This window comes from Aeromonas sp. s1(2024) (assembly GCF_040908005.1).
GTDB classification, from domain to species: Bacteria; Pseudomonadota; Gammaproteobacteria; order Enterobacterales; family Aeromonadaceae; genus Aeromonas; species Aeromonas caviae.
Genome location: NZ_JBFOCW010000074.1, coordinates 1 through 22,804 on the forward strand (window position 1 = coordinate 1; position 22,804 = coordinate 22,804).

A 22,804-nucleotide genomic window follows, 5' to 3' on the forward strand; every position below is an offset into this window, starting at 1 on the left:
AATTTCTGGACTTGAGAGGTGCTTACAGCAAACCCGTACTCTGGTCACGCTCTTACTTTGCGGGCTCTTGCGGCGGAGCACCGTTGGAGGTGATCAAGCAATACATTCAAAACCAGCGGGGCTGACGCCCCGGCGAAATTCCCCTCCCACCTACGTCGGAGGGAGTCCCCTTTCGCATTTAAGATGGGACCACAGGCACCGCTTTTCATCACTGGCCCCTCCACGATTTCGACCCCCTGGCTCGCCAGCTGGGCCATCACCTGATCCAGGGGCCAGCTGGTGATGAGGCAGAGATCCCCCGACCCCACCTGCGCCCGGTTGCGCGCCTCCTCCCCCAGCAACTGCAAATTGATCTTCTGGTTGCCAAAACGCAGCGCCCGGCGGCCTGCCCCGAAGGTGATGGGCTCCATCTTGAAGGCGCCGCTGTAAAATGCCACCGCCCGCTCAATGTCGCTGACCGTCAATACCAGATGGTCGATATGGCTTATCATGCTTGCTCCCTGTCATGGTGATTGCCGCACCATCATACCCACCCGCCTCAATAGAAACTGTGGCATGGTGCACAGGGGGCTAACCACGTATTTTGACTAGGGAAATACCTTAACGCACGGCAGCACACGCCTTGTCACGCTGGGCCAGCAGGGTTTCGTCATTACTGCCCATGGCCGCCAGAATGGCCTGATTACAGGCCCGCTCCGCGAGCTTACCCGGGCTCTGCTGGGCATCGGCGATCTCCGCGATCATGGGGCGATAGCCGATGGCGGCCGAGCAGTACATGGTGCGGTACTTGGGAAGCTGCCAACTGCTGTCGTCTTGCCGTGTCAGGTCATCGCACAGTTTACCAAACAGTGCCTGCGCCTTGACCGTGCACTGACTGAAGCGCCGCACATCTTGCTCGTAGGGACGGCAGACACTTTGCTGTTTTATCTGCCAGAGCTGGAAAGAGAAGGGAACCTGCTCTCCCTCATAGGGCACTACCAGCGTTTTTAGCTCGGTGCCATAGATATCCGTCACCTGCTGCTGCACCAGATTGAGATAAGCCGAAAAAAGATAAGATATTGGATCCATCACTACCTCCCTGTGGTTCGCCTTCTCTATCTTCGCCGCCCATGGCTAGATAGATCTTCAAATGGGCAAAATTAGATAACAGCTTACTGATTTAGCTAAAAAAAATGATACCCTGCCTACTCCCCTTATGCACAAGATTCAAGGTCAGTCACCATGCAGCAATGTGGTATTTATGAACAACTCATCACACAACTGTTGGCATCAAGACTAGATCGATCGCATTTCTACATCGGGGAACGACAACTGGAGTCTGCGGAGGCCTCAGTCTGGTTATCACGATTCCTAACTCGTGTGTTGGAATATGCAGTAGGCTCGGTCACTGGCGATGACCCATTACAACGGCAGATTGAGCTGGCTAACCAGTTATTGCTTTGGCTAAAAGATCGCATACAAGACCCAGACTTTATTGGCGAGAACCTTATCGACAGTCAGGGAAAAATACTGACCGCTCTGTACCAGTTGGACAACCCCATTTCCGCCAATTTAAAACAATATGTTGACGATATTTCCCCTCTGACCGGTCTAACGCAAAGTGAGCTGTTCTGCGGCAGCAATGCGGGTTTGTCGATGGAGTCAGAGATTAAACGGGAGATATTATCGGCAGATAGCATCTGCTGGCTGGTCTCATTTATCAAGTGGGCAGGTATCCGTATTTTCCGTCATGAGCTGGAAGAGTTCACTCGCAGCGGCCGCCAATTAAAAGTAATTACTACCTCATATATGGGGGCGACCGACGCCAAGGCAGTTGAATTTTTAGCCAGCCTCCCAAATACCGAAGTCAAACTCAGCTATAACACCCAGCGCGAGCGGTTGCATGCCAAGAGCTATCTCTTTTGCCGAAATACCGGTTTTCATACCGGCTATATAGGTTCCTCCAATCTCTCTCACTCTGCCCTCACCAGCGGCTTGGAGTGGAACCTAAAAATCACCTCGCAAGAGATCCCTCATATTATCGAGAAATCCCTGAGTACCTTTGAAACCTATTGGGAATCCGATGATTTTGAGCTGTTTGATGGCAAGCTCGAAAGCCGTACAAAATTGCAGCATGCACTGCAAGAGGCCCGTGGGGATGGGGACAGAAATAACCCTGCCTATTTCTTTGATATCACGCCGTTTCCCCATCAACTGGAGATCCTTGAACAATTGGCGATGGAGCGCGCTTTACACCAGCGCTTTCGTAACTTGGTGGTAGCGGCTACCGGTACAGGGAAAACTCTGATCTCCGCCTTTGATTTTGCGCATTTTTTGAAAACCAAACCCGATGCCAAGTTTCTGTTTGTCGCCCACAAAGAGGAGATCTTGCGCCAAGCATTAGCCTCGTACCGCGGAGTGCTCAAGCAATCAAATTTTGGCGAACTCTTGGTCGGCGGCGCCGTGCCAACCCACTACCGTCAGCTGTTTGCCTCGGTGCAATCCTTGAATAACCAGCTGGCTAATTTACGTCTTAGTCAAGACTATTTCGATTACATCGTCATTGATGAGGTTCACCATATTGCGGCGGCCAGTTATCGCGGTCTGCTCGCCACCTTTGAACCTCAGATTCTGTTGGGATTAACCGCAACGCCAGAGCGCCATGATGGCGGTGATATTCTTGCCGACTTTTGTGGTGTCATCGCAGCAGAGATCCGCTTGCCCGAGGCCATCAATCGTCGCCATCTCTGTCCGTTCCAATATTTTGGTATCGATGATGATACTGACTTGCGCCAAGTGACTTGGAAAAATGGCCGTTATGACATTACTGAGCTCACCAATATCTATACCCACAATCAGCAGCGGGTACAGAAGATAGTCCAGAGCCTCAATGAGATCGTCACCGATATTACCAAGATCAAAGCACTGGCATTTTGTGTGAGCCGTGAACATGCCGACTTTATGTGCAAGGCATTTTTATTGAAGGGCATCAAGGCTGACATCCTCACTAGCGATAACCGAGACGAGCGACATAGTAAGCAACAAGATTTGCGTACCGGCGTTATCAATATTCTCTGCGTGGTGGACATCTTCAACGAAGGGGTTGATATCCCGGAAGTCGATACCTTGCTGTTTTTACGACCAACGGAAAGCCTCACCATCTTCTTGCAGCAATTGGGACGTGGCCTGCGGCTGGCGAGCGATAAAGAGTGCTGCACCGTATTGGACTTTGTTGGGAATGCCCGTGCGGAGTATGACTTTGCCCAGAAATTCCGGGCTCTGGTGGGTAAAACCAATAAGGCGATCAGCCACGAGATCAAACAGGGCTTCCCTCACGCCCCCTTGGGCTGCCGCATCGAGCTCTCAAAACAGACCCAAGAGTTAATTCTGAGCAATATCAAAAAGGCGACTCTCAATACCTCGCGCCTCATGGGCCTGATCCGCCGTTTCTCACAGGATTGCGATTTACCGCTGACACTGGCGAATTTTCTGAAGTTCTACCCTCATATCAGCCTTGAGGAGATCTACAAGCGCGGCAATTGGAGCGCCTTGGTCAAACAGGCCCACAACCATACCATTTCTGAAATGAGTGATGAGAAGCTGTCGACCCTCTACACCCGGGCCATCAAAACCCGGCTATTGGGCTGCGATGCGCTCCATTACTTGAACTTCTTACAAACCTTGGTGGAAAGCGCCTTTACCTTAACGGCTGAGCACGATGAGCGGATGGCCTTGATGTGCCATTACGACTTCTGGCAACAAAGCGGCCCCAACGCAGGCTTTAGCTCCTTGGCGCACAGCCTGAAACAACTCAATCAACCAGAGTTAAGGGCCGAGCTGGCAGATCTGTTGCCCATGCTGATCAACCGGGTGCAGCACGAACAAAGCGCCATGCCAGATCTTCCCGGCAATCCACTACAACTGCATGCTCGCTATGCCAGAGAGCAAGTGCTGGTTGGCTTTGGGGCAACCACCTTCGCGCAGCAACCCACGGCTCGCGAAGGGGTCTATGTCATCGCAGAGCACAATATCGAGTTGCTGTTCGTGACCTTGAACAAAACGGAGCAGCACTTCTCCCCCACCACCCGTTATCACGACTACGCCATTAATGAGTCACTGTTCCATTGGCAGAGCCAAAACAGCGCTCGCCCAGAGCGAGGCAAGGGGCTGAGTTACATAAACCACAGGGCAGAGGGTAAGCGCGTGTTTCTGTTCGTTCGTGAGCAGAGCAAAGATGAATTTGGCCGCACCCTTGGCTTTGTGAACTTTGGTGAGGTGGAGTACATCTCCCACAGCGGTAGCCAACCGATGAACATTAAATGGCGTCTCACTACTCCGATGCCGCCTTTTATGTGGAAAGAAGCGGCCAAATTGGCAGTTGGCTGAGCGACCCATCACAACAAGGCCCACCCACGGCGGGCCGCCTTCGTGTGGTCAGCAGGCAATCCGCTCTATGCGACCACCACTGAGTTTGAAGAAGGCATCCTGTGGCAGCTCCTGCAGCCAGGTGGTGGTGTAGTCCAGATCCACATAGGCGCCGCGCAGCATGGCGCCAAAGAGACCGTGAGAAACCACGATGGCCTGCTCGGCAATCTGCTCGTCCTCAAGCCATTGCCGGGCCCGGCGCTGAATGCTCTCAAAACTCTCGCCATGGGGGGCCCGCAGATACCAGTCCGGCTCCTCCAGATCCAGCTCGGGGTGGGCCGCCAGCAGCTCGGGCACCCGGCGACCCTCCCACTCCCCCATCCCCAGCTCCACCAGCCGCTCGTCCCAGATGATGCGCTCCTGGTCCAAGCCAAGCTGCTGACACACCCGCTCCGCCGTCTGCCGTGCCCGGCCGAGGGGGCTGGCGTAGATCGTCCAGTCGGTGGGCTCGGCCAGGAGCTTGGCCAGACGGGCCCCCATGGCGAGGGCCTGGGCTTCTCCCCTGGGGGTCAACTCGGAGTTGCAACGCCCCTGCAACCGCAATTCGGCGTTGTAACGGGTCTGGCCATGGCGCAGCAAATAGAGGGTTCGAGACATGGTTTCTCCAGCAGAGTCAACGAGATAAGAAAACAGGGGGAAGATGATAACAGATGTACCGGGTCAACCAAGACCCGGAGGATGCAGGCTTGTGCTGACTCCTTGAGCGCATGGCCTGCGGCTATCGTGAAAGGACGACAGGGGCTACGCGCCTTTATCGCACAGGAGCCTTGTGCGCATACCACACGCCTTCGCCACGGGCCCGCCAGCGCCGTGGCAAGCGCCCCATGCCCCCCTATCTTGTTGTTCAGACGGGATAAAATGGGGATGTGCCGGTTTATCGGTCACAGGATGGCGGCCAATGCCAGAAAAGACAGAGTTTTTGCTCTGATCCGGGGGCCATTTTGGTACGTATCTCTGGCTCATGACAGGGACGCCTGGTGTACAATCTGCCACCCGATTTCCCCTGACCCGGCCCAGGCTCAGGCCATGATGTACCCCAGAGTAAATGAACGTGACCCCAACCCACCCCATGCTCGACAGTTATTACAGCCAGGATCTGGTGTTCTTCTCCATCCTGGTGGCGGTGCTCGCCTCCTACACGGCGCTGACCATGACCAGCCGGGTGAGCCAGAGCCGGGGACGGGCCGCCGTGCTCTGGCTAGCGGGGGGAGCCTTCGCCATGGGGCTCGGCATCTGGTCCATGCATTTTATCGGCATGCTCGCCTTCAACCTGCCCATCGCGCTGGGATACGATCTGACCCTCACCGGTCTCTCCCTGGTGGCGGCCATCGGCTCCTCGGCCTTTGCGCTCTGGCTGGTGAGTCGTCCCCAGCTCCCCTGGCACCAGATCCTGTTCGGGGCCGTGCTGATGGGTGCCGGCATCGCCACCATGCACTACATCGGCATGGCGGCCATGAAGATAACGCCCGGCATCCACTACCTGCCTGGGCTTTTCATCCTCTCCATCCTCATCGCGGTATTCGCCTCGGGTGCCGCGCTCTGGATAGCGTTTCGCCTGCGCAACAGCTCGCCCCGCGCCTTCTTCAGCAAGGCCCTCGCCTCCCTGGTGATGGGGGCCGCCATCATGGGCATGCACTACACCGGCATGGCGGCGGCCCAGTTCCCCGCAGAGAGCCTGTGCGGGGCCCTCTACACCGGTCTCAATACCCAGTGGCTGGCAACCGTGGTCATCATAGTGACCCTGGCGGTGTTCGCCATCGCCTTCGTGCTCTCCATGCTGGATGCCCACGCCGCCAGGCTCTCCACCTCCCTGCATCAGGCCCACGACGAGCTGCTCAAGCTGGCGCTCCATGACAGCCTGACCCGGCTGCCGAACCGGCTGCTGTTTGCCGACCGGCTGGAGCAGCGCATCCAGGAGTGTCAGCACAGCCAGCGCAGCTTCTCCCTGCTGTTTCTCGATCTCGACGGCTTCAAGATCATCAACGATGCCCACGGCCACCACACCGGGGATCTGCTGCTGGCCGAGGTGGCCCAGCGCATCACCAGCCTGCTCGGTGCCAGCGACACCGCCTCGCGCTTTGGCGGGGACGAGTTCGTGCTGGCACTAGCGCCGGGGGATGTGAGCCAGACCACGGCCTTTGCCGAGCGGCTGCTGGCCACCCTGGCCCAGCCCTATGAGTGGGAGCACCACAGCCTGCACATCACCGCCAGCATCGGCATTGCCGTCTATCCCCAGGATGGCACCAGCCTGCACGAGCTGACCCTCAACGCCGATGCCGCCATGTATTACGCCAAGGAGCAGGGGCGCAACGACTACTACTACTTCGACAGCGCCATGAACGCCAACGCCCACCAGCAGTTCCTGCTGCACAAGGAGCTGCAACACGCCCTGGAGCGGGGGGAGCTGGCCCTGCACTACCAGCCCAAATACTGTGCCCGCAGCGGCCAGGTGGTCGGCGCCGAGGCCCTGCTGCGCTGGCAGCACCCGGAGCATGGTGCCGTCTCGCCGGCCAGCTTCCTGCCGCTGGCGGAGAAGAGCCGGCTCATCATCCCCATCGGCAACTGGGTCATCGACGAGGCGTGCCGCCAGATGAGCGCCTGGCGGGCGGCGGGTCATCACGACTGGAGCGTGGCGGTCAATCTCTCCACCATCCAGCTCGCCAGCCCCGGGTTGCTGGAGGAGGTGCAGGGCGCTCTCGCCCGCCATCGGCTCGAGGCCCGTCACCTGACCCTGGAGATCACCGAATCCACCGCCATGCAGAAGGCCGAGGAGAGCCTCGCCATCCTCAACCGTCTGGCCGAGCTCGGCCTTGGCATCTCCATCGACGACTTCGGCACCGGCTACTCCAGCCTGCTCTACCTCAAGCGCTTCCCCGCCAACGAGCTCAAGATTGACCGGGGCTTTGTCACCCCCCTGGAGCGGGGAGGCGACGATGCCACCATCATCGCCGCCATCATCGCCCTGGGTCAGGCCCTGGAGATGCGCATCGTGGCAGAGGGGGTGGAAACCCCGGAGCAGCGGGACCTGCTGACCGAGCTGGGCTGCGACACCTTGCAGGGCTACCTGCTCGGGCGCCCCATGACCGGGGAGCAACTGCTTGTCCACTGCGCTCCCGAGACTCCCCAACAGGTGCTGGAAGATGTGCTTGTCTGACAAGCAGGTGAGGCGCTGCGCCCATGTCGCCAGGGTCATCACCAGCCCGATTGCGTCCCTTCACGACTCAAGGTAGTCTGCTGCAAGACTCGAATGCCCCTTTATCTTGCCGAGTGCATCGAGCGACCCCCATGGCAGATCACCCGTTCAGAGGAGCCACATCCATGGCCAGATACCAGTTCTTCAGCGTCCCCGCCTCCCGCCGTCAGCAATATACCTATGTCGACATGGCCTCCCCCACTTTCCTCACGGAGAAGGAGGCGCTGCTAACGCAAGGATTCGAGGTGGAAGAGGATTTCATCGACGCGGCCACTCCCCGCGAGGCGGTGGAGAAGTACAGATCCGGCTTTCTCTACGTGGCGGACGAGATAGGCAAGTCAGACGAGGCCTATGCGGCGGCAACGGCCTTGCTGGAGATGGGCAAGAAGATCCTGGGCCGCAAGGCGGGCTGAGCAAGGCGGGCCGCCGGGACGATACCCCCGATGGCCCGCAGGCAGTCAGCGTTGGGGGTGCTGGCGGAGCATCTCCACCAGCTCCTCTTCACTGCCGGGTTCATGGGCAAGCTGCAGGCTGGGGGCGGCGCCCCCCATCAGCATATAAACGTGAGTGCTGCAGTGATCGTAGTGATACCACTTACCGTCGATACAGACGTCGGTATAGCATCTCGGGTCCTTCTTGAGCTCCATACGCACATCCTTATGTGTCATTCACCAACATCACCCTTGACCGTAAAATAAGCGGCCCGAGTCCCCCTTGACCTGGATCAAGGGAGGTGGCGGGCAGAAGCGGGCAGTGGCCGGATCTGGCCGGGGCGGGATGTCGCCAGCCCGGATGACAGAGCCCGCCAACCGGCTCCAGCCTGGCAACAGCGCAACAAAAACGGCGCCCGAAGGCGCCGTTTTTCATGTCCGTCATTTGACCGACGGGGAACAAGCCGCTGGCTTATTCGTCTTCCAGGTAGGCGTAGCCTTGCAGACCCAGCTCCAGCTCGTCGAGCAGGGCCTTGCGGGTCTCGTCGTCCAGCGCCGGGTGGGAGACGATGCGCTGGTAGTTCTCGCGGATCACGGACGGGTCGATGTTGACGTAACGCAGCAGCTGGTCGACGGTGTCGCCACGCACCACGTTGCGGATGTCCATCTTGCCTTCTTCATCCAGCCACACTTCCGCGCAGTGGGTGTCACCAAACAGGTTGTGCAGATCCCCCAGGATCTCCTGATAGGCACCCACCAGGAAGAAGCCGACGTGGCACTCTTCGTCTTCACCGTAGACCGGCATCGGCAGGGTGCTCTCGACCCCCAGACCGTCGACGTAGTGCTCCACCTGACCGTCGGAGTCGCAGGTGATGTCCATCAGGATGCCGCGGCGGGTGAGCGGACGCTCGAGGCCGGCCAGCGGCATCACCGGAAACACCTGACCGATACCCCAGGCATCCGGCAGGGACTGGAACAGGGAGAAGTTGGCAAAGCACTTGTCCGCCAGTTTCTCGGAGAGCTCGTCGGCCAGGGCGCGGTGGTTGCGGTTGACCGGGTTGAGCAGCTCCTTGAGCGCCAGACAGGTGTTCTGGTGCAGCATCTCGGCCCAGGCACGTTGCTCCAGGTTCAAGAGGCCCATGGTGTACTGGGCGTTGACGTCACCGAGATCCGCCACGGAGTCGTGGAAGATCTCCAGCAGAGAGGGATCTTCCCCGCGCAGGTCCAGCCACCCTTTCCACATGTTCTGCAAGATGGTGGGCGCGTCCTCGTCCGGGGCGCTGATGTCGTTCACCTCCACCCCTTCGGCACCAATGATATTGGTGACCAGCACGGCGTGGTGCGCAGTCAGGGCACGGCCGGACTCGCTGATGATGGTCGGGTGCGGCAGGTCGAACTCGCGGCACACATCGCCGATGCCCCAGACCACGTTGTTGGCGTACTCGGAGAGGCTGTAGTTCGCGGAGCAGTGGCTCTGGGAACGGGTGCCCTCATAGTCCACCCCGAGGCCGCCGCCCACGTCCACCACCTCGACCTTGGCGCCAAGACGGCACAGCTCGGCGTAGAAGCGGCCGCACTCGCGGATGCCGCCCTGGATGTCGCGGATGTTGGCGATCTGGGAACCCAGATGGAAGTGCAGCAGTTGCAGGCAGTCCAGCTTGCCGAGGCTGCGCAGACGCTCCACCAGCGCCAGGATCTGGGAGGCAGAGAGACCGAACTTGGACATGGAACCGCCGCTCGATTCCCACATGCCGGAGCCGGTGGACGCCAGACGGGCGCGCACCCCGATGTTGGGCTTGATGTTGAGACGAGCGGACTCGTCGAGCACCATTTCCAGCTCGGAGGGCTTCTCCACCACGATGTAGACCTTGTGGCCCATCAGGTTGCCCAGGAGGGCGTGGCGGATGTATTCGCGGTCCTTGTAACCGTTGCAGACGATCACGGACCCTTGCTCATGATGATGGGACAGCACGGCCAGCAACTCGGGCTTGGAGCCCGCTTCCAGCCCAAGCCTCGGCTTGTCGCTGTAGGACTGACTGATGGTCTCGATGACGCGGCGCTGCTGGTTTACCTTGATCGGGTAAACGCACAGGTAATCCCCTTCATAGCCTGACTTTTCGATGGCCTGACCGAAGGCGTTGAACAGCGCATCGACCCGGCTCTTGAGGATGTCGGGGAAACGCAGCAACACCGGCGTGGTCAGCCCGGACTGGCGCAGTTGCTCGATGGCCTCGGACAGCACGATCTGAGCCTCGGGGCGAGACTTGTCGGGAGAGACGGTCACATGACCGGCGTCATTGATATTGAAAAAACCCGCACCCCAGTAGGGAACGTTGTAGACCTTCAAGGAGTCCTTGCTGGACCAGTTAGTCATGGGCTATGCCTCGCAAATGAGCGGCCGTGGGCCGCCTTCGTTACCCTCAATCACATCCAGACCATTGATTGCAAAATGCGGCAAGCCAGAGCGGCCTGCTGACGTTGGACCCGCAACGGAGCATGCTCCGCCACATCCTGTTCATTGCACATCGCGGCAAGCCAAGGCTGCCTGGTGGATCTTGGGAAGTAACGAGTCTTGATGTGGGGCTGGTGGCTTTACATCAAGCTCAACGGTATGCGGTAACACCTTGCCGGCGTACCGCGGTACTTTGATGACAATCGGCATCAGCCACGCCGTTTGTTCATCATTCGGCAGCCATCCCGACGGACAGGAGAGGGTTTCAAGGAAGAGAAGGGAAGACGTCAGCACGCATCGTGTTGATGGACGACAACCACTACGACCCGCTCAACGCCAGTGACCGCCCATGACAAGGGAGATGATGAGCCCGAAGCCCACTCGGTCAGCTGAAAGATGAGAGTCCGTTGTTCTCCCTGATACCGGAGCCTAACCGGTATTAAAGAAACCATTCCCCAGCAGTGTCTGTCGTTTCTGCGTGCCTCGCCCTATAGGCGTCATGATCCTGCGGGTCTGGCGGACGCGGCCTGCGCAGGGTTGCCCTTGGATCGGCGCGGAGTGTACACACTTACCGCAGCCAGTGACAATAAAAAATCGTGTTAAAAAACGGGTTTTCATCGGGGGGCAAAATCTCGCTGCCAGCAAGGCGGGCTCTGGGATGGCGGGGGATGAGAGTGCGTGGGCGAGGCGATGAAAATAACCAACACGTCACGCTTTTTGGGTCACCCCTTGCCAGCGCTGGGCCGAGGGGAAATTCAGCTTTTTCGCAATTGCTTAACCAGTTTTTATTTTGGAATTTTTATGCAAACTGCCGAGCAATGATCCCCGCCCCTCCCCTTCGATGACCCTCCTCTCCCCCACAAAGTCATCAAAAACTGCGCTGACGCAATAAGCGGCGCCGCCGTCTTGGCCACAATGACTCCTCTTTCGTGACCCGAGGCTTGCCCATGAACACCCTGCTTTCGCGCTTTCTCCACTACCTCACCTTTCATACCCGCTCCGATGCGACCAATCCTGCCTGCCCCAGCAGCGAGGGACAGCGCCTCTTCGCCCGGGCCCTGCGCGATGAAATGACGCAGATGGGGCTGAGCCAGGTCACCCTGGACGAGCATGGCTACCTCACCGCCTGCCTGCCGGGCAACCAGCCGGATGCCCCCGCCATCGGGCTCATCGCCCACATGGACACCGCCGATTACGAGGCCGAGTGCGTCGTTCCCCAGATAGTCGAGAACTATCAGGGGGGCGATATCTGCCTTGGCAAAGGGGACGAGGTGCTGGCCATCCGCCAGTACCGCTTTCTGAAAAACTACCTGGGGCAGGATCTCATCACCACCGACGGCACCACCCTGCTGGGGGCCGACGACAAGGCGGGCATCGCCGAGATCCTCACCGCCGTGGAATACCTGCAGGCTCACCCCGAGATCCCCCGTGGCGATGTCTGGGTCGGCTTTACTCCGGACGAGGAGATAGGGCGCGGTGCCGACCGCTTCCCGCTTGACCGCTTCCCGGCCAAGTGGGCCTACACGGTGGATGGCGGCGAACTCGGCGAGCTCGAATGCGAGAACTTCAACGCCGCCAGCGCCACGGTGCGCATCACAGGCAACAACGTCCACCCCGGCACCGCCAAAGGCAGCATGATCAACAGCCAGACTCTGGCCGCCCGCTTCCATGCCGCCATGCCCGCCGAGCAGACCCCGGAGTGCACCCAGGGGTATGAGGGCTTCTTCCACCTGGCCCGGATGGAAGGCACGGTGGAGGAGACCACCCTGCACTACCTCATCCGCGACTTCGACGATGACTGCTTCGCCGCCCGCAAGGCCCAGCTAAAGGAGCGGGTCGCCTCCCTGCAACTGGACGCCCCCAGGGCGCGCATCACCCTGGAAATAGTGGACAACTACCGCAACATGCGCAGCCAGATAGCGCCCCATCCCCACATCGTCGAGCTGGCCAAAGCCGCCATGGAGGCCGCCGACGTGGTGCCCAAGATCAAACCCATTCGCGGCGGCACCGACGGCGCCCGGCTCTCCTTCATGGGGCTGCCCTGCCCGAACCTGTTCACCGGCGGCCACAACTTCCACGGCAAGCACGAGTTCATCCCCCTGCAATCCATGGAAAAAGCGGTCGCCACCCTGGTGGCGCTGGTGCGCCTCACCTCTGCCTGGCGGGCAGAGTAAGGGGGCAAGGACGGGGCTCGCCCCGTCATCAAACCGTCACCCAACCGACACACGAAAGGCACGCAGGGGCGTCAAGCTGGGGCAAAGTTCAGCGGAGCCTTGCCCATGTTCGACGTCGATACCCTGCTGGGGCAGCACCTGCCCCGCCTCGCCAGCCAGCCCCTCCTCCGTCCCCTGATGAGGCAGGGGCTGAGCTGGTTGCTGCACGAGGAGGCCTTCACCCGCTTTGCCGCGCGCCATCCCCACCTGCGCGGTCTGGACTTCGTCGAGCAGGCCCTCACCGAGCTCCACTTCGACTACCGGGTGAGCGAGGCCGAGCTCGAGCACATTCCCGCCAGCGGCCGGGTCATCATCGTCGCCAATCACCCCATCGGCTCCCTGGACGGGCTGGCCCTGCTGCGCCTCATCGGGCGCATCCGCCCCGACGTCAAGATAGTGGCCAATCAGGTGCTGGCCCAGCTCGCGCCGCTGCGCCCTTTGCTGCTGCCGGTGGACAACCTGGGGGGCAAGACCGACAGGCAGGCCATCCTCGCCATGAATGAACACCTCGCCGCCGACGGGGCCCTGGTTATCTTCCCCGCAGGCGAGGTCTCCCGCCTCGGCCCCAAGGGGGTGAAGGATGGCCCCTGGCAGGCCGGCTTCATCAAGCTGGCCCAGCGCAGCCGAACGCCCCTGGTGCCCATTCACCTGGGAGGGCGCAACAGCCTCTGGTTCTATCTCGCCTCCTGGCTCAACAAGCCCGCCTCCGCCCTGCTGCTGGTGCGCCAGCTGTTTCGCCAGCAGGGGCGGACGCTGCCGGTGACCATAGGGGCGCGCATTCCCCTCGCCAGTTTTCAGGAGTTGCCGGCCAAGACGGCAGCCCGGCTGGTGCGCGGCCACCTCTACCGAATCGCTCGGGGCAAGGCGGGACGGTTGCAGACCGAGGCCCCCATCGCCCTGCCGGAGGATCGCCGCCTGCTGAAACAGGCCATCGACGGGTGCGAGCTGCTAGGCCAGACCCCGGACGGCCAGCGCATCCTGCTCTATCGCCGCCACGAGCAGAGCCACTCGGTGATCCTGCGTGAGCTGGGGCGCCTGCGGGAGATTGCCTTTCGGGCGGTGGGGGAAGGCTCGGGCAAGCGGCGGGATCTCGATGCCTTCGACGATGATTATCACCACCTCATCCTCTGGGATCCCGCCCGCCTCGACATCATCGGCGCCTACCGTTTCGCCCCGGTGGCCGAACGGCTGGCCAGCAAGGGGCTGGATGGCCTCTACAGCCACACCCTGTTCGGCTTCGAAGAGAAGCTGATGCCCCGGCTGGAACAGGCCATCGAGCTTGGCCGCAGCTTCATCCAGCCCGCCTACTGGGGCAAGCGGGGGCTCGATTACCTCTGGTTCGGCATCGGGGCCTATCTGGCCCGCTATCCCCAATACCGCTACCTGTTCGGGCCCGTCACCCTCTCCGGCAGCCTGCCGCCGGCGGCCAAGGATCTGCTGGTGAGCTTCTATCGCCAGCACTTCGCCCCCACCCTTGCCCTCGCCCCTTCCCGCCGCCCCTATCCCGCCACGCCGACGCTGTTCGAGGGGCGCGATTACGGGGACGACCTCAAGGTGCTCAAGGCCGGGCTCGACAACCTGGGCTGTGCCATTCCCACCCTCTACAAGCAGTACGCCGAGCTGTGCGAGCCGGGGGGCGTGCAGTTCATGGACTTTGGCATCGACCCGGACTTCAACCACTGCATCGACGGCCTGGTGTGGGTGGACGTGAGCCGCATCAAGCCCCACAAGCGGGCCCGCTATATCGGCCTCCCCGCCGGGGAAGGGCTGGCCACCTCTGGCGACCGTTGACCGGGGGCCGCAACGAAAGAGGGAGGCCTGCGCCTCCCTCTTTCACATCATGGGTGATGCCGCCTACTCGGCTGCGGGTTTGCGATCCGCATGGCCGAGATCCCGCTCCGGGGCGATGACATCCCGCACCCGCTGCTTGATCTCCTTGGCCTCGGGGAAGCCCTCGTCGGCCACCCTGTCCCACACCAGCACCCCGTCCACCAGGATGCGAAACTCCCCCTTGCTGGCGGGCACCAGGGCCACCTCTCCCAGTTCGCCGTCGAAGGTGGAGAGCAGCTCCTGGGCGAGCCAGGCGGCCCGCAGCATCCAGCGGCAGAGGGTGCAGTAACGGATTTCGATGCGCGGTTTCGCGAGGGGCAAATGGGTGTCTGTCATGGGGTGACTCCGTGAAAATCGGTCAACCAGTGGCGAGCGATGCGCTGCATGGTGGCCTGGGGCAGTTCGTGAAGGCCCGGGGTGGATGCCTGATGGGCCAGTTGGTGCACCCCTTCGATGATCTCCGCCAGCACCAGGTAGACATATTCGCCGATGACGGCACCGTGGACGAAGTTGACCGCCTCCCCCCGGTTGAGCAAAAAGATGGTGCTGCCGTCCGGCCGGGTCAGGGCCAGCACATGGGGACACACCTCCTCGCTCGGCCAGGGCAGCTGGGCGAGGCTGAAGGCGAATTCGTCGTCGGCGGAGGTGACCGAGGCCAGCATGGCGCCGGGGCGCAGGGCCTGCAGATCGGTGATGTCGAGGGAGCCGTTGCCGGTGGAGCAGATCACCAGCTCGGCGCGGCCCAGGGCTTCGGCCTTGTTCACCAGCTTGAAGCCGTGGGAGAGCGCCTCCACCTGGCGCAGGGCATCCGTCTCCACCAGCTCCAGATGCAGGTTGCGACAGCGCAGTTCCCGGGCGATGCTGCGCCCCACCTTGCCATAGCCGAACAGGGCGGCCTGGCAGACATTGAAGGTACGCCTCAGGGTACGCGCGAGGGACTCCGCGGAGTAGACCACGCTCAGGCCGATCTGGATATCTTCCGCCTGCTTGAGGGGGCTGCGGGCCACCGAGATGACGGGGGCCGCCAGGGACTCCTGTTCGTAGCGCTGATGGCCGTTCTCGGTCATCTCCACCACCCCGATGAAACGGGCGCCAAAGTGCTCGGCCAGTACCGCCTGGCTCTTGGCGAAGTAGCCGCCGATGTCGAGGATGATGAGCCGCTCGTGGGACATCACCAGGGGGGCAATCTGGGCGATCACCTCACCGGGATCCGAGGTCCAGTGGCGATTGAGGGGCAGCACGGGGTAGTGCTGCTGGGCCCAGGCCAGCGTCGGCCCGTGCACGGACTTGGGTTTGGGCAGGATGGCACCGACCCGGCCCACCCGATCGAGCACCTGGATGAAGTCGGGTCTGTCGGGAAGCAGGTGGGTCACCAGCAGGATGCAGAGATCCCCAAGACATCCCTGTTCGGTGAAATGGCGAAAAAACAGATGCTCAGATCCCTGACTGCGCAACTGTGGCCTCCTTAGCGTGCCGCGGGAAAGCAGGCAAACAGAACCCGGCATAGCCGGGTTCTGTGTGTATCCAGATAATTGAAAATCCTTTTTATCCGAAAGCACCATGGGTCTCAATCTTTATCTGTCCAGACTTTGACAAGCCCATCAATTTCTAAGGTAATAGCCTGTTTTTCATGCAGAAATCAGTAAAGCGACGCCTCTGGCCATACCCACCACAGACTCACTCCGGCACCGACGGCCGCCACCAGGATCAAGACCCCCCAGCGAGAGAGTCCCGGGCGCCCGTGCAGGGCACGTTCCAGCAGCGGCAACAGCCAGACCGGCAGCAGCACCAGCAGGGGCACTTCCACGTACTGCCAGGCGAGCATCTGCACGAAGGCGAGTGAAAGCCCCAGGGCGGCCGGGGTCACCTTGACCCCTGCAAAGGCGCCGAGCAGGGCACGGAATCCGGCAAACGCGGCCAGGGCACCCGTCAGCTGGGCGATGAGCAGGCTGCCATCGATGCCGATGACCAGCGCCAGCCAGATGAAGGCCAGGGCGAAGCCGAGCCCCTCCTCGCTGTCACCACGCCAGCTCGTCCAGCCAGACCAGAGGATGGCGGGCAGCAGGGCCAGCCAGATCCCGGGCTCGCTCGCCAGCGCGGAGGCCAGCCCCTGCCACCACACCAAGGCGCCCAGCACCCCGAACAGCGCGAGGGCGACCCCCTTGCTGGTACCCTGGGTCAGGGCGGGCACCAGCAGGGTCAGCGGCAGCCACTGCCACGCCTTGACCGGCAGGCCATAGGCACCGCCCAGCAGGCAACCCACCAGCCAGATCCCCAGGGCGCCCCACAGATAGCCCAGCCGCGGCCAGCGCCACGACAGCAAAGCGGCCCCTAAAGGAGCCGCCAGGGTTTGAAGCAGGAGTGCTGCGCCCATTACTTGCGCACGCCTTCAACGAACAGGTTGATGGTCATCTCGTCAGGGATGTTCGGCACCATGTAGTTCACGCCGAACTCGCTGCGCTTGATGGTGGTGGTGGCGTTGAAGCCGCTGCGGTAGCCGCCCCAGGGATCCTTGCCTTCCCCGATGTGGACCAGGTCGAAGGCCACGTCCTTGGACACGCCGTGCAGGGTCAGGGTGCCCTTGAGTACGCCTTTGTCCTTGGTGCCTTCATAGCCGGTGCTGACGAAGGTCATCTTGGGGTACTGCTTCACGTCCAGGAAGTCGGGGCTGCGCAGGTGCTTGTCGCGGGCCTCGTGGTTGGAATCCACGCTGGCGGCATCGATTTCGAAGCTCGCCTTGGCCGCCGCCGGGTTGGCGTCGTCCATGCTGAAGGTGCCACTGAAGGTGTTGAACCGGCCGACCAGTTCGGAGAAGCCGAGGTGGCCCACCTTGAACTGGACTGTGGTGTGCGCTGCATCGACATCGTAATCGGCAGCCATCAGGGGAGCCGCCATAAACAGGCAAGAGGCCAGCAGGGCCTTGGTCATTTTCATTCCGATCGTTCCTTCATTGGGGGTTCACAACGGTGTCTAAAATGCTAACCTCCTATCGAGAATAGATAATCATCGATTTATTAAAATAATTATCAACCGAGAGTGGAATATGGATCAGATAGCCGCCATGCGCACCTTCATCAAGGTGGTGGAGTGCCAGAGCTTCACCAAGGCCGCCCATCAGCTCGGGATCTCGGTCGCCATGACCTCCAAGCTGATGCAGCAGCTCGAGGAGTCCCTCTCCACCCGGCTGCTGTCGCGCACCACCCGCCAAGTCAATCCCACCGAGGCGGGCCAGTTCTACTACCAGCGCTCCCTGGCCCTGCTGGCGGAGCTGGAAGAGACCCACAGCCAGCTCACCCACAACAACCAGCAGCCCCAGGGCACCCTCAAGCTCTCGGTGCCCATGGATTTCGGCTACCTGCACCTCTCCCCCGCCCTGCCCCTGTTTCGCGAGCGCTACCCGGACTTGAAGCTCGAGATTGAGTACAGCGACCGGCGGGTGGCCCTGGTGGAGGAGGGGTTCGATCTGGCCCTGCGCATCGGCAACCTGCCGGACTCCTCCCTGGTGGCCAAGCCGCTCGCCATGATGAAGATGGTGGTGTGCGCCAGCCCCGACTACCTGGCCCGCCGGGGCAGGCCGAAGACCCCGGAGGATCTCAAGCAGCACGACTGCCTCATCTACACCCTGACCCAGCCGGACTGGGTCTTCAAACGGGATGGGGAGGAGCACAGCATCCGTCCCCAGGGGCCACTTCGCGCCAACAACGGGGTGGCCCTGACCCGGGCCGCCTGCGACCACCAGGGCATCATCTTGCAGCCCACCTTCATCGTGGGGGATGCGCTGCGCTCGGGGGCGCTGGTCCCCTTGTTGCTGGAGTGGGAGAAGGGGCAGGTGGGGCTCTATGCCCTCTATCCGCACCGCCGTTTCGTGTCGGCCAAGGTGCGCTGCTTCATCGAATTCGTGCAGGAGCGCTATCTGGCGCCCCACTACTGGGACAGGGAGACCTGAGCCCGGGCTCAGGGGGTGGGCATCAGCTCGGCCACCAGCAGGTGATCCTGCTGGCTCATCTGCCAGCGTGGCAGACGCTGGCGCAAGGCGGCGAGCTCGGCCTCCCCCAGCGCATAGGGCAGGGTGACGTGCAGGCAGTGGCAATCCAGCATGGCCGCCAACTGCATCATCAGGGCGAGGTTTGCCTCGTCGCTCTTGTGCTTGTTGATGCGCTTGCCGAGCTCGTGGCGAAAGTGGGTCTCGGGATCCTGAGTCATCGCCTGCCAGCCGTAACCAAAGAGCGGGATGAAGGCGCTGACGATGCCAAGGGCGGTGAGGGGCCGTTTGGGCGGATGATAGAGGGCGTTGAGATCCAGCAGGATGGGGCTTTGATGGGGTTCACGACTGCCGGATAAAATAGTATTGCTCATTGGATTACCCTGTTGATTCCTCTAGACTTCGCCGCATATTTGACCTGACATGCCAACGAGGTGCTGATGCTAAGCGATATCGAGATCTCCCGCCAGTCCCCCCGCCTGCCCATCGCCGAGGTGGCAGCACAGCTCGGCATAGCGGCCGCCCATCTCCACCCCCACGGCCATTACAAGGGCAAACTCGACCTCGCGCTGCTCCATCACGCCCCCGCCCGCGAGCCCGGCAAGCTGGTGCTGGTGAGCGCCATCACGCCCACCCCCCTTGGGGAGGGCAAGACGGTCACCACGATCGGCCTCTCCATGGGGCTCAACCACATCGGCCAGCCCAGCATCGCCACCATTCGCCAACCGAGCCTCGGCCCCGTCTTCGGGGTCAAGGGGGGCGCCGCCGGGGGCGGCATGGCCCAGGTGGTGCCGATGGAGGAGATGAACCTGCACCTCACCGGGGATTTTCACGCCCTCACCGCCGCCCACAACCTGGCCTCTGCCGCCCTCGATGCCCGCCTGTTCCATGAACGCAAACTCGGTGACCAGTTCAGCGCCAGAACCGGCCTGGCGCGGCTCGATATCGACCCGGCCAACATCCTCTGGCCCCGTACCCTGGACATGAACGACCGGGCGCTTCGCCACCTCACCCTCGGCCAGGGCGGTGCTGCCGATGGTGTCGAGCGCCCCGATCGCTTCGTCATCACCGCCGCCTCCGAGCTGATGGCCATTCTGGCGCTGGCCAGGGATCTCAAGGACTTGCGCGCGCGTATCGGCCGCATCCAGCTCGCCCTCGACCTGCGCGGCAAGCCCGTGACCGCCGAGCAGCTGGAAGTGGCGGGGGCCATGACGGTGCTGATCAAAGACGCCCTCAAGCCCACCCTGATGCAGACCACGGAGCAGACCCCTGTGCTGGTCCACGCCGGCCCCTTTGCCAACATCGCCCACGGCAACTCCTCCGTCATCGCCGATCGCATGGCGCTGGGTCTTGCCGACTACGTGGTGACCGAGGCGGGTTTTGGCTCCGACATGGGGCTGGAGAAGTTCTTCAACATCAAGTATCGCCAGTCCGGCCTCGCCCCCGCCTGCGTGGTGCTGGTGGCTACGGTGCGCGGCCTCAAGGCCAACAGCGGCCTGCTCGACATCCGGCCGGGCCAGCCACTGCCGGCCAGCCTGCAAGGGGAAGATCTGCCCACCCTGACAGCGGGGTGCGCCAACCTCGCCTGGCATATTAACAACGCCCGCCGTTACGGGGTGCCCGTGGTGGTCGCCATCAACCGCTTCCCCACCGACAGCGGCACCGAGCTGGCCCTGCTGGAGGCGGCGGCGCGCCAGGCCGGTGCCTGTGGGGTCGCCCTCTCCCGGGCCTTCACTGACGGTGGCGCGGGCGCGGCGGATCTGGCTCACGCCGTGGTGGCGGCCTGCAAGCAGCCCAGTGAGGTCAGGCTGCTCTACCCCGATGAGATGAGCCTTGCCGCCAAGCTCGCCACCCTGGTGGAGTGCGGCTATGGCGGCCGGGGCATCACCCTCTCGGACAAGGCGCGCCAGCAACTGGCCAGACTCTCGGCAGAGGGCCAGGATCACCTGCCCGTCTGTATGGCCAAGACGCCGCTCTCCATCAGCCATGACCCGGCCAGGAAGGGCGTGCCGACGGACTTCGAGGTGCCCATCGAGGAGGTGAAACTCTGCGCGGGGGCAGGCTTCGTCTATGCCCTGGCGGGCCCCATCATGACCATGCCGGGCCTGGGCAGTCTGCCGGCCTATCGCCATATCGACATCGACGATGACGGGGAGATTGTCGGCCTGAGCTGACGCGCAGGCTGGCAGCCTGCCGTCCCTGAACACCATATCGACATCAACGATGACGGCGACATTGTCGGCCTGAGCTGACGTACAGGCTGGCAGTCTGCCGTCCCTGAACACCATATCGACATCAACGATGACGGCGACATTGTCGGCCTGAGCTGACGGCGCCCAGGTCCAGCCAGAAACGACAAGGCCCCGCCGATTGGCGGGGCCTTCTGCGCTGTGCCGGGTGGCAGCAAGACTCAGAGGGTGAAACGCTGGGTCATATGGTGCAGGGTATTGGCCAGCTTGCTCAGCTCGACACAGGCCTGGGCGGTCTGCTGCGCCCCCTGGGCATTCTCGTCGGCGGCGGTGTGGATCTTGACGATGCTGCGATTGAGCTCCTCGGTGACCGCGTTCTGCTGCTCGGTGGCGGTGGCGATCAGGGTGTTCATGTCGGTGATCTGGGTGACGGCACCGTTGATGCTGTCGATGCTGCTCCCCGCCTCCCGCGCCAGCTCCACGCTCTCCTGCATCTGCTGACGGCTCAGCTGCATGGCGCTGCCCGCCTCGGCGGTGCGCTCCTGAAGCACCTCGATCATCTTGCTGATCTCGGCGGTGGATGCCTGGGTACGCTGGGCCAGACTGCGCACCTCGTCTGCCACCACCGCAAAGCCACGCCCCTGCTCGCCGGCCCGGGCCGCTTCGATGGCCGCGTTGAGGGCCAGCAGGTTGGTCTGCTCGGCGATGCCGCGAATCACGTCCAGCACCATGCTGATGCTGGCGCTGTCGGTCTCCAGTTGCTGCACCACGCTCCCGGCCTGCTCTATCTGGCGGGAAACCTGCTCTATGCTGCCGATGGCGCTGCGCACCACCTGGTTGCCCTGGGTGGAGGTGCGGGAAGCCTGCTTGGCCGCCCCCATGGCGTCCGTGGTGTTGCGAGCCACCTCATTGACGGTGGACTGCATCTCGTTCATGGCGGTGGCGACCTGAGAGACCTCTCCCTGCTGGCTTGCCATGCCTTTGGCGGACTGCTCGGAGATGGCGCTCACCTCCTCTACCGCGCTGCTGAGCTGGCTCACCGAACCGGAGATTTCACTCACCAGCTCCGCCAGAGCCCCCTGCATCCGGTCGATGGCCGACCCCAGCTGGCCCAGCTCGTCGCGGTTGAAGCGGTTGCCGCGGATCCACTCCTGCAGCTCGCCCCGACCGAGATCACCGCTCGCAATGCGCTGGGCCTGACGGGCCAGCATGATGAGCGGGTCGCGGATCTGGCGGGTCAGCACCACGGAGAGGGCGACAACCAGGGCCAGGCCGATCACCAGGGCCAGGGTCACGCTCAGCTTGGCGCTGTCAAAGGCGGCGATCACCTCGGCGCGGGAACCCACGGAGTAGCCGTGGTTGATGCGGATGAGATCCCCCACCGACTTGCTCAGGGTGGTGTAGAGGGTGACCCCCTCCCCCATGAAGAGGTGCCGGGCTTCGGCCATCTGTCCCGAGTCCTGCATCTGCCGGATGCGCTGGTGCAGGGCGACATATCGCTCCCAGTCCGCCTTGACGATGTCAAAGGCGCGGCGCTCCTCCCGATCCTCCGCCCAGATGGTGCCATCGTGGGCCACTATCTGGCGCGCAGCCTCTTGCAGGCTCTTCTCGCTCTCGTTGCGATAGCGGGCCTTCTGCTGGGCATCGTCCGCCACCAGGAAGACATCCAGTTCGTAGCGGCGCAGGGCATTGATGGTCTCGCCGAGGGTGCTGGTGCGCACGACGGCGGGCAGGATACTGTCGGTAAAGCCGATGGCGGCGCGGTTCATCTTGCTGAATTCAAACAGCGAGAAGCCGCCGATAAAGGCCATCATCAGGCCGAGTACGGCAAAGCCGGCGGTAAGTTTTTTGCCTATCGTCATGGTGTTCATGGCATGTCCTGCATGGGGAAAACAAGTGGCATTGCTGGGCGCAGGCCTGGCCTGCGCCTTCACTACCCTCCTTGGCAGCACATCTCGTCCCTGTCGGCGCGCACAAGGGCGGGCCCGGGGGTGTCGGCGTCAACCAGACCGTCCGACAACACACAGAGCCATAGCGACCGGCACGGTCACAACTTTAGGTATTTTTCAAAAAAAGTGAGGGAAAGGAGACGGGGCCTGTCGGCGACAGG

The 22,804-nt window shown here is 62.1% G+C and carries 18 protein-coding genes and 1 pseudogene; 8 read left to right on the plus strand and 11 right to left on the minus strand.

All coding sequences use genetic code 11. The features are described from left to right. Nucleotides 1-125 (plus strand): transposase (locus tag AB5Y70_RS18150; RefSeq protein ID WP_368175959.1); only part of this gene is annotated, 125 nt, incomplete at its 5' end. Nucleotides 126-182: 57 nt separating this feature from the next. Here AB5Y70_RS18150 and AB5Y70_RS18155 read toward each other — a convergent pair. Next, nucleotides 183-491: pseudogene (locus AB5Y70_RS18155) on the minus strand (VOC family protein); the annotation flags it as partial. Between the two features lie 109 nt (nt 492-600). Next, nucleotides 601-1,068 (minus strand): hypothetical protein, encoded by a 468-nt coding sequence (locus tag AB5Y70_RS18160; protein WP_049636326.1) that lies wholly within the window; start codon nt 1,066-1,068, stop codon nt 601-603. A gap of 153 nt (nt 1,069-1,221) precedes the next feature. Between AB5Y70_RS18160 and AB5Y70_RS18165 the strand changes: the two genes are divergently transcribed. Then, nucleotides 1,222-4,365: a DUF3427 domain-containing protein gene (locus AB5Y70_RS18165; RefSeq protein WP_049636327.1), complete on the plus strand. Its 3,144-nt coding sequence runs from the start codon at nt 1,222-1,224 to the stop codon at nt 4,363-4,365. Nucleotides 4,366-4,413: 48 nt separating this feature from the next. On the opposite strand, the gene AB5Y70_RS18170 is transcribed toward AB5Y70_RS18165, so the two are convergent. Further along, complete coding sequence (locus tag AB5Y70_RS18170) at nt 4,414-5,001, minus strand: histidine phosphatase family protein (RefSeq protein WP_049636328.1); 588 nt, start codon at nt 4,999-5,001, stop codon at nt 4,414-4,416. Nucleotides 5,002-5,449: 448 nt separating this feature from the next. On the opposite strand from AB5Y70_RS18170, the gene AB5Y70_RS18175 reads away from it, so the two are divergent. Next, complete coding sequence (locus AB5Y70_RS18175) at nt 5,450-7,558, plus strand: bifunctional diguanylate cyclase/phosphodiesterase (RefSeq protein WP_223929807.1); 2,109 nt, start codon at nt 5,450-5,452, stop codon at nt 7,556-7,558. Between the two features lie 164 nt (nt 7,559-7,722). Continuing rightward, on the plus strand, nt 7,723-8,010 hold the full coding sequence (locus AB5Y70_RS18180; RefSeq protein ID WP_041212754.1) for a hypothetical protein: 288 nt from the start codon (nt 7,723-7,725) through the stop codon (nt 8,008-8,010). Between the two features lie 45 nt (nt 8,011-8,055). Here AB5Y70_RS18180 and AB5Y70_RS18185 read toward each other — a convergent pair whose 3' ends face one another. Both AB5Y70_RS18185 and speA read right to left on the minus strand, forming a co-directional pair. Then, nucleotides 8,056-8,244 (minus strand): hypothetical protein, encoded by a 189-nt coding sequence (locus tag AB5Y70_RS18185; RefSeq protein ID WP_043154249.1) that lies wholly within the window; start codon nt 8,242-8,244, stop codon nt 8,056-8,058. A gap of 256 nt (nt 8,245-8,500) precedes the next feature. Beyond that, entirely contained in the window at nt 8,501-10,402 is a 1,902-nt protein-coding gene (gene speA, locus AB5Y70_RS18190; protein ID WP_041212753.1) for a biosynthetic arginine decarboxylase, read from the minus strand. A 1,025-nt stretch (nt 10,403-11,427) separates the two neighbouring features. Between speA and pepT the strand changes: the two genes are divergently transcribed. Both pepT and AB5Y70_RS18200 read left to right on the plus strand, forming a co-directional pair. Next, a complete protein-coding gene (gene pepT, locus AB5Y70_RS18195; protein ID WP_043154247.1) occupies nt 11,428-12,654 on the plus strand; it encodes a peptidase T in 1,227 nt (408 codons plus the stop codon). A gap of 105 nt (nt 12,655-12,759) precedes the next feature. Then, nucleotides 12,760-14,484 (plus strand): lysophospholipid acyltransferase family protein, encoded by a 1,725-nt coding sequence (locus AB5Y70_RS18200; protein WP_043154245.1) that lies wholly within the window; start codon nt 12,760-12,762, stop codon nt 14,482-14,484. A gap of 63 nt (nt 14,485-14,547) precedes the next feature. Here the strand turns inward: AB5Y70_RS18200 and AB5Y70_RS18205 are convergent, their stop codons facing one another. The 4 genes from AB5Y70_RS18205 to AB5Y70_RS18220 form a co-directional block, all read right to left on the minus strand. Further along, nucleotides 14,548-14,859, minus strand: coding sequence for a SelT/SelW/SelH family protein (locus tag AB5Y70_RS18205; RefSeq protein ID WP_010674179.1), 312 nt, complete (start codon nt 14,857-14,859; stop codon nt 14,548-14,550). After that, nucleotides 14,856-15,977 carry an adenosylhomocysteinase gene (locus AB5Y70_RS18210; RefSeq protein ID WP_042882543.1) on the minus strand — a complete coding sequence of 374 codons (1,122 nt, stop codon included), beginning with the start codon at nt 15,975-15,977 and terminating at the stop codon, nt 14,856-14,858. The genes AB5Y70_RS18205 and AB5Y70_RS18210 overlap by 4 nt, the downstream gene beginning before the upstream one ends. A 185-nt stretch (nt 15,978-16,162) precedes the next feature. Further along, entirely contained in the window at nt 16,163-16,897 is a 735-nt protein-coding gene (locus tag AB5Y70_RS18215; RefSeq protein WP_043154244.1) for a hypothetical protein, read from the minus strand. Further along, a complete protein-coding gene (locus AB5Y70_RS18220; RefSeq protein ID WP_010674176.1) occupies nt 16,897-17,457 on the minus strand; it encodes a YceI family protein in 561 nt (186 codons plus the stop codon). Before AB5Y70_RS18220 ends, AB5Y70_RS18215 begins: the two co-directional genes overlap by 1 nt. A 109-nt stretch (nt 17,458-17,566) precedes the next feature. On the opposite strand from AB5Y70_RS18220, the gene AB5Y70_RS18225 reads away from it, so the two are divergent. Continuing rightward, on the plus strand, nt 17,567-18,469 hold the full coding sequence (locus AB5Y70_RS18225) for a LysR family transcriptional regulator (protein ID WP_039038856.1): 903 nt from the start codon (nt 17,567-17,569) through the stop codon (nt 18,467-18,469). Between the two features lie 8 nt (nt 18,470-18,477). Here the strand turns inward: AB5Y70_RS18225 and AB5Y70_RS18230 are convergent, their stop codons facing one another. After that, nucleotides 18,478-18,879 carry a hypothetical protein gene (locus tag AB5Y70_RS18230; RefSeq protein ID WP_010674174.1) on the minus strand — a complete coding sequence of 134 codons (402 nt, stop codon included), beginning with the start codon at nt 18,877-18,879 and terminating at the stop codon, nt 18,478-18,480. Between the two features lie 66 nt (nt 18,880-18,945). Here AB5Y70_RS18230 and AB5Y70_RS18235 point away from each other — a divergent pair, with 66 nt between their 5' ends. After that, nucleotides 18,946-20,679: a formate--tetrahydrofolate ligase gene (locus AB5Y70_RS18235; protein WP_111896512.1), complete on the plus strand. Its 1,734-nt coding sequence runs from the start codon at nt 18,946-18,948 to the stop codon at nt 20,677-20,679. 236 nt (nt 20,680-20,915) lie between these two features. Here AB5Y70_RS18235 and AB5Y70_RS18240 read toward each other — a convergent pair whose 3' ends face one another. Continuing rightward, nucleotides 20,916-22,565 (minus strand): methyl-accepting chemotaxis protein, encoded by a 1,650-nt coding sequence (locus tag AB5Y70_RS18240; protein ID WP_043154240.1) that lies wholly within the window; start codon nt 22,563-22,565, stop codon nt 20,916-20,918. Between the last annotated feature and the right edge of the window lie 239 nt (nt 22,566-22,804).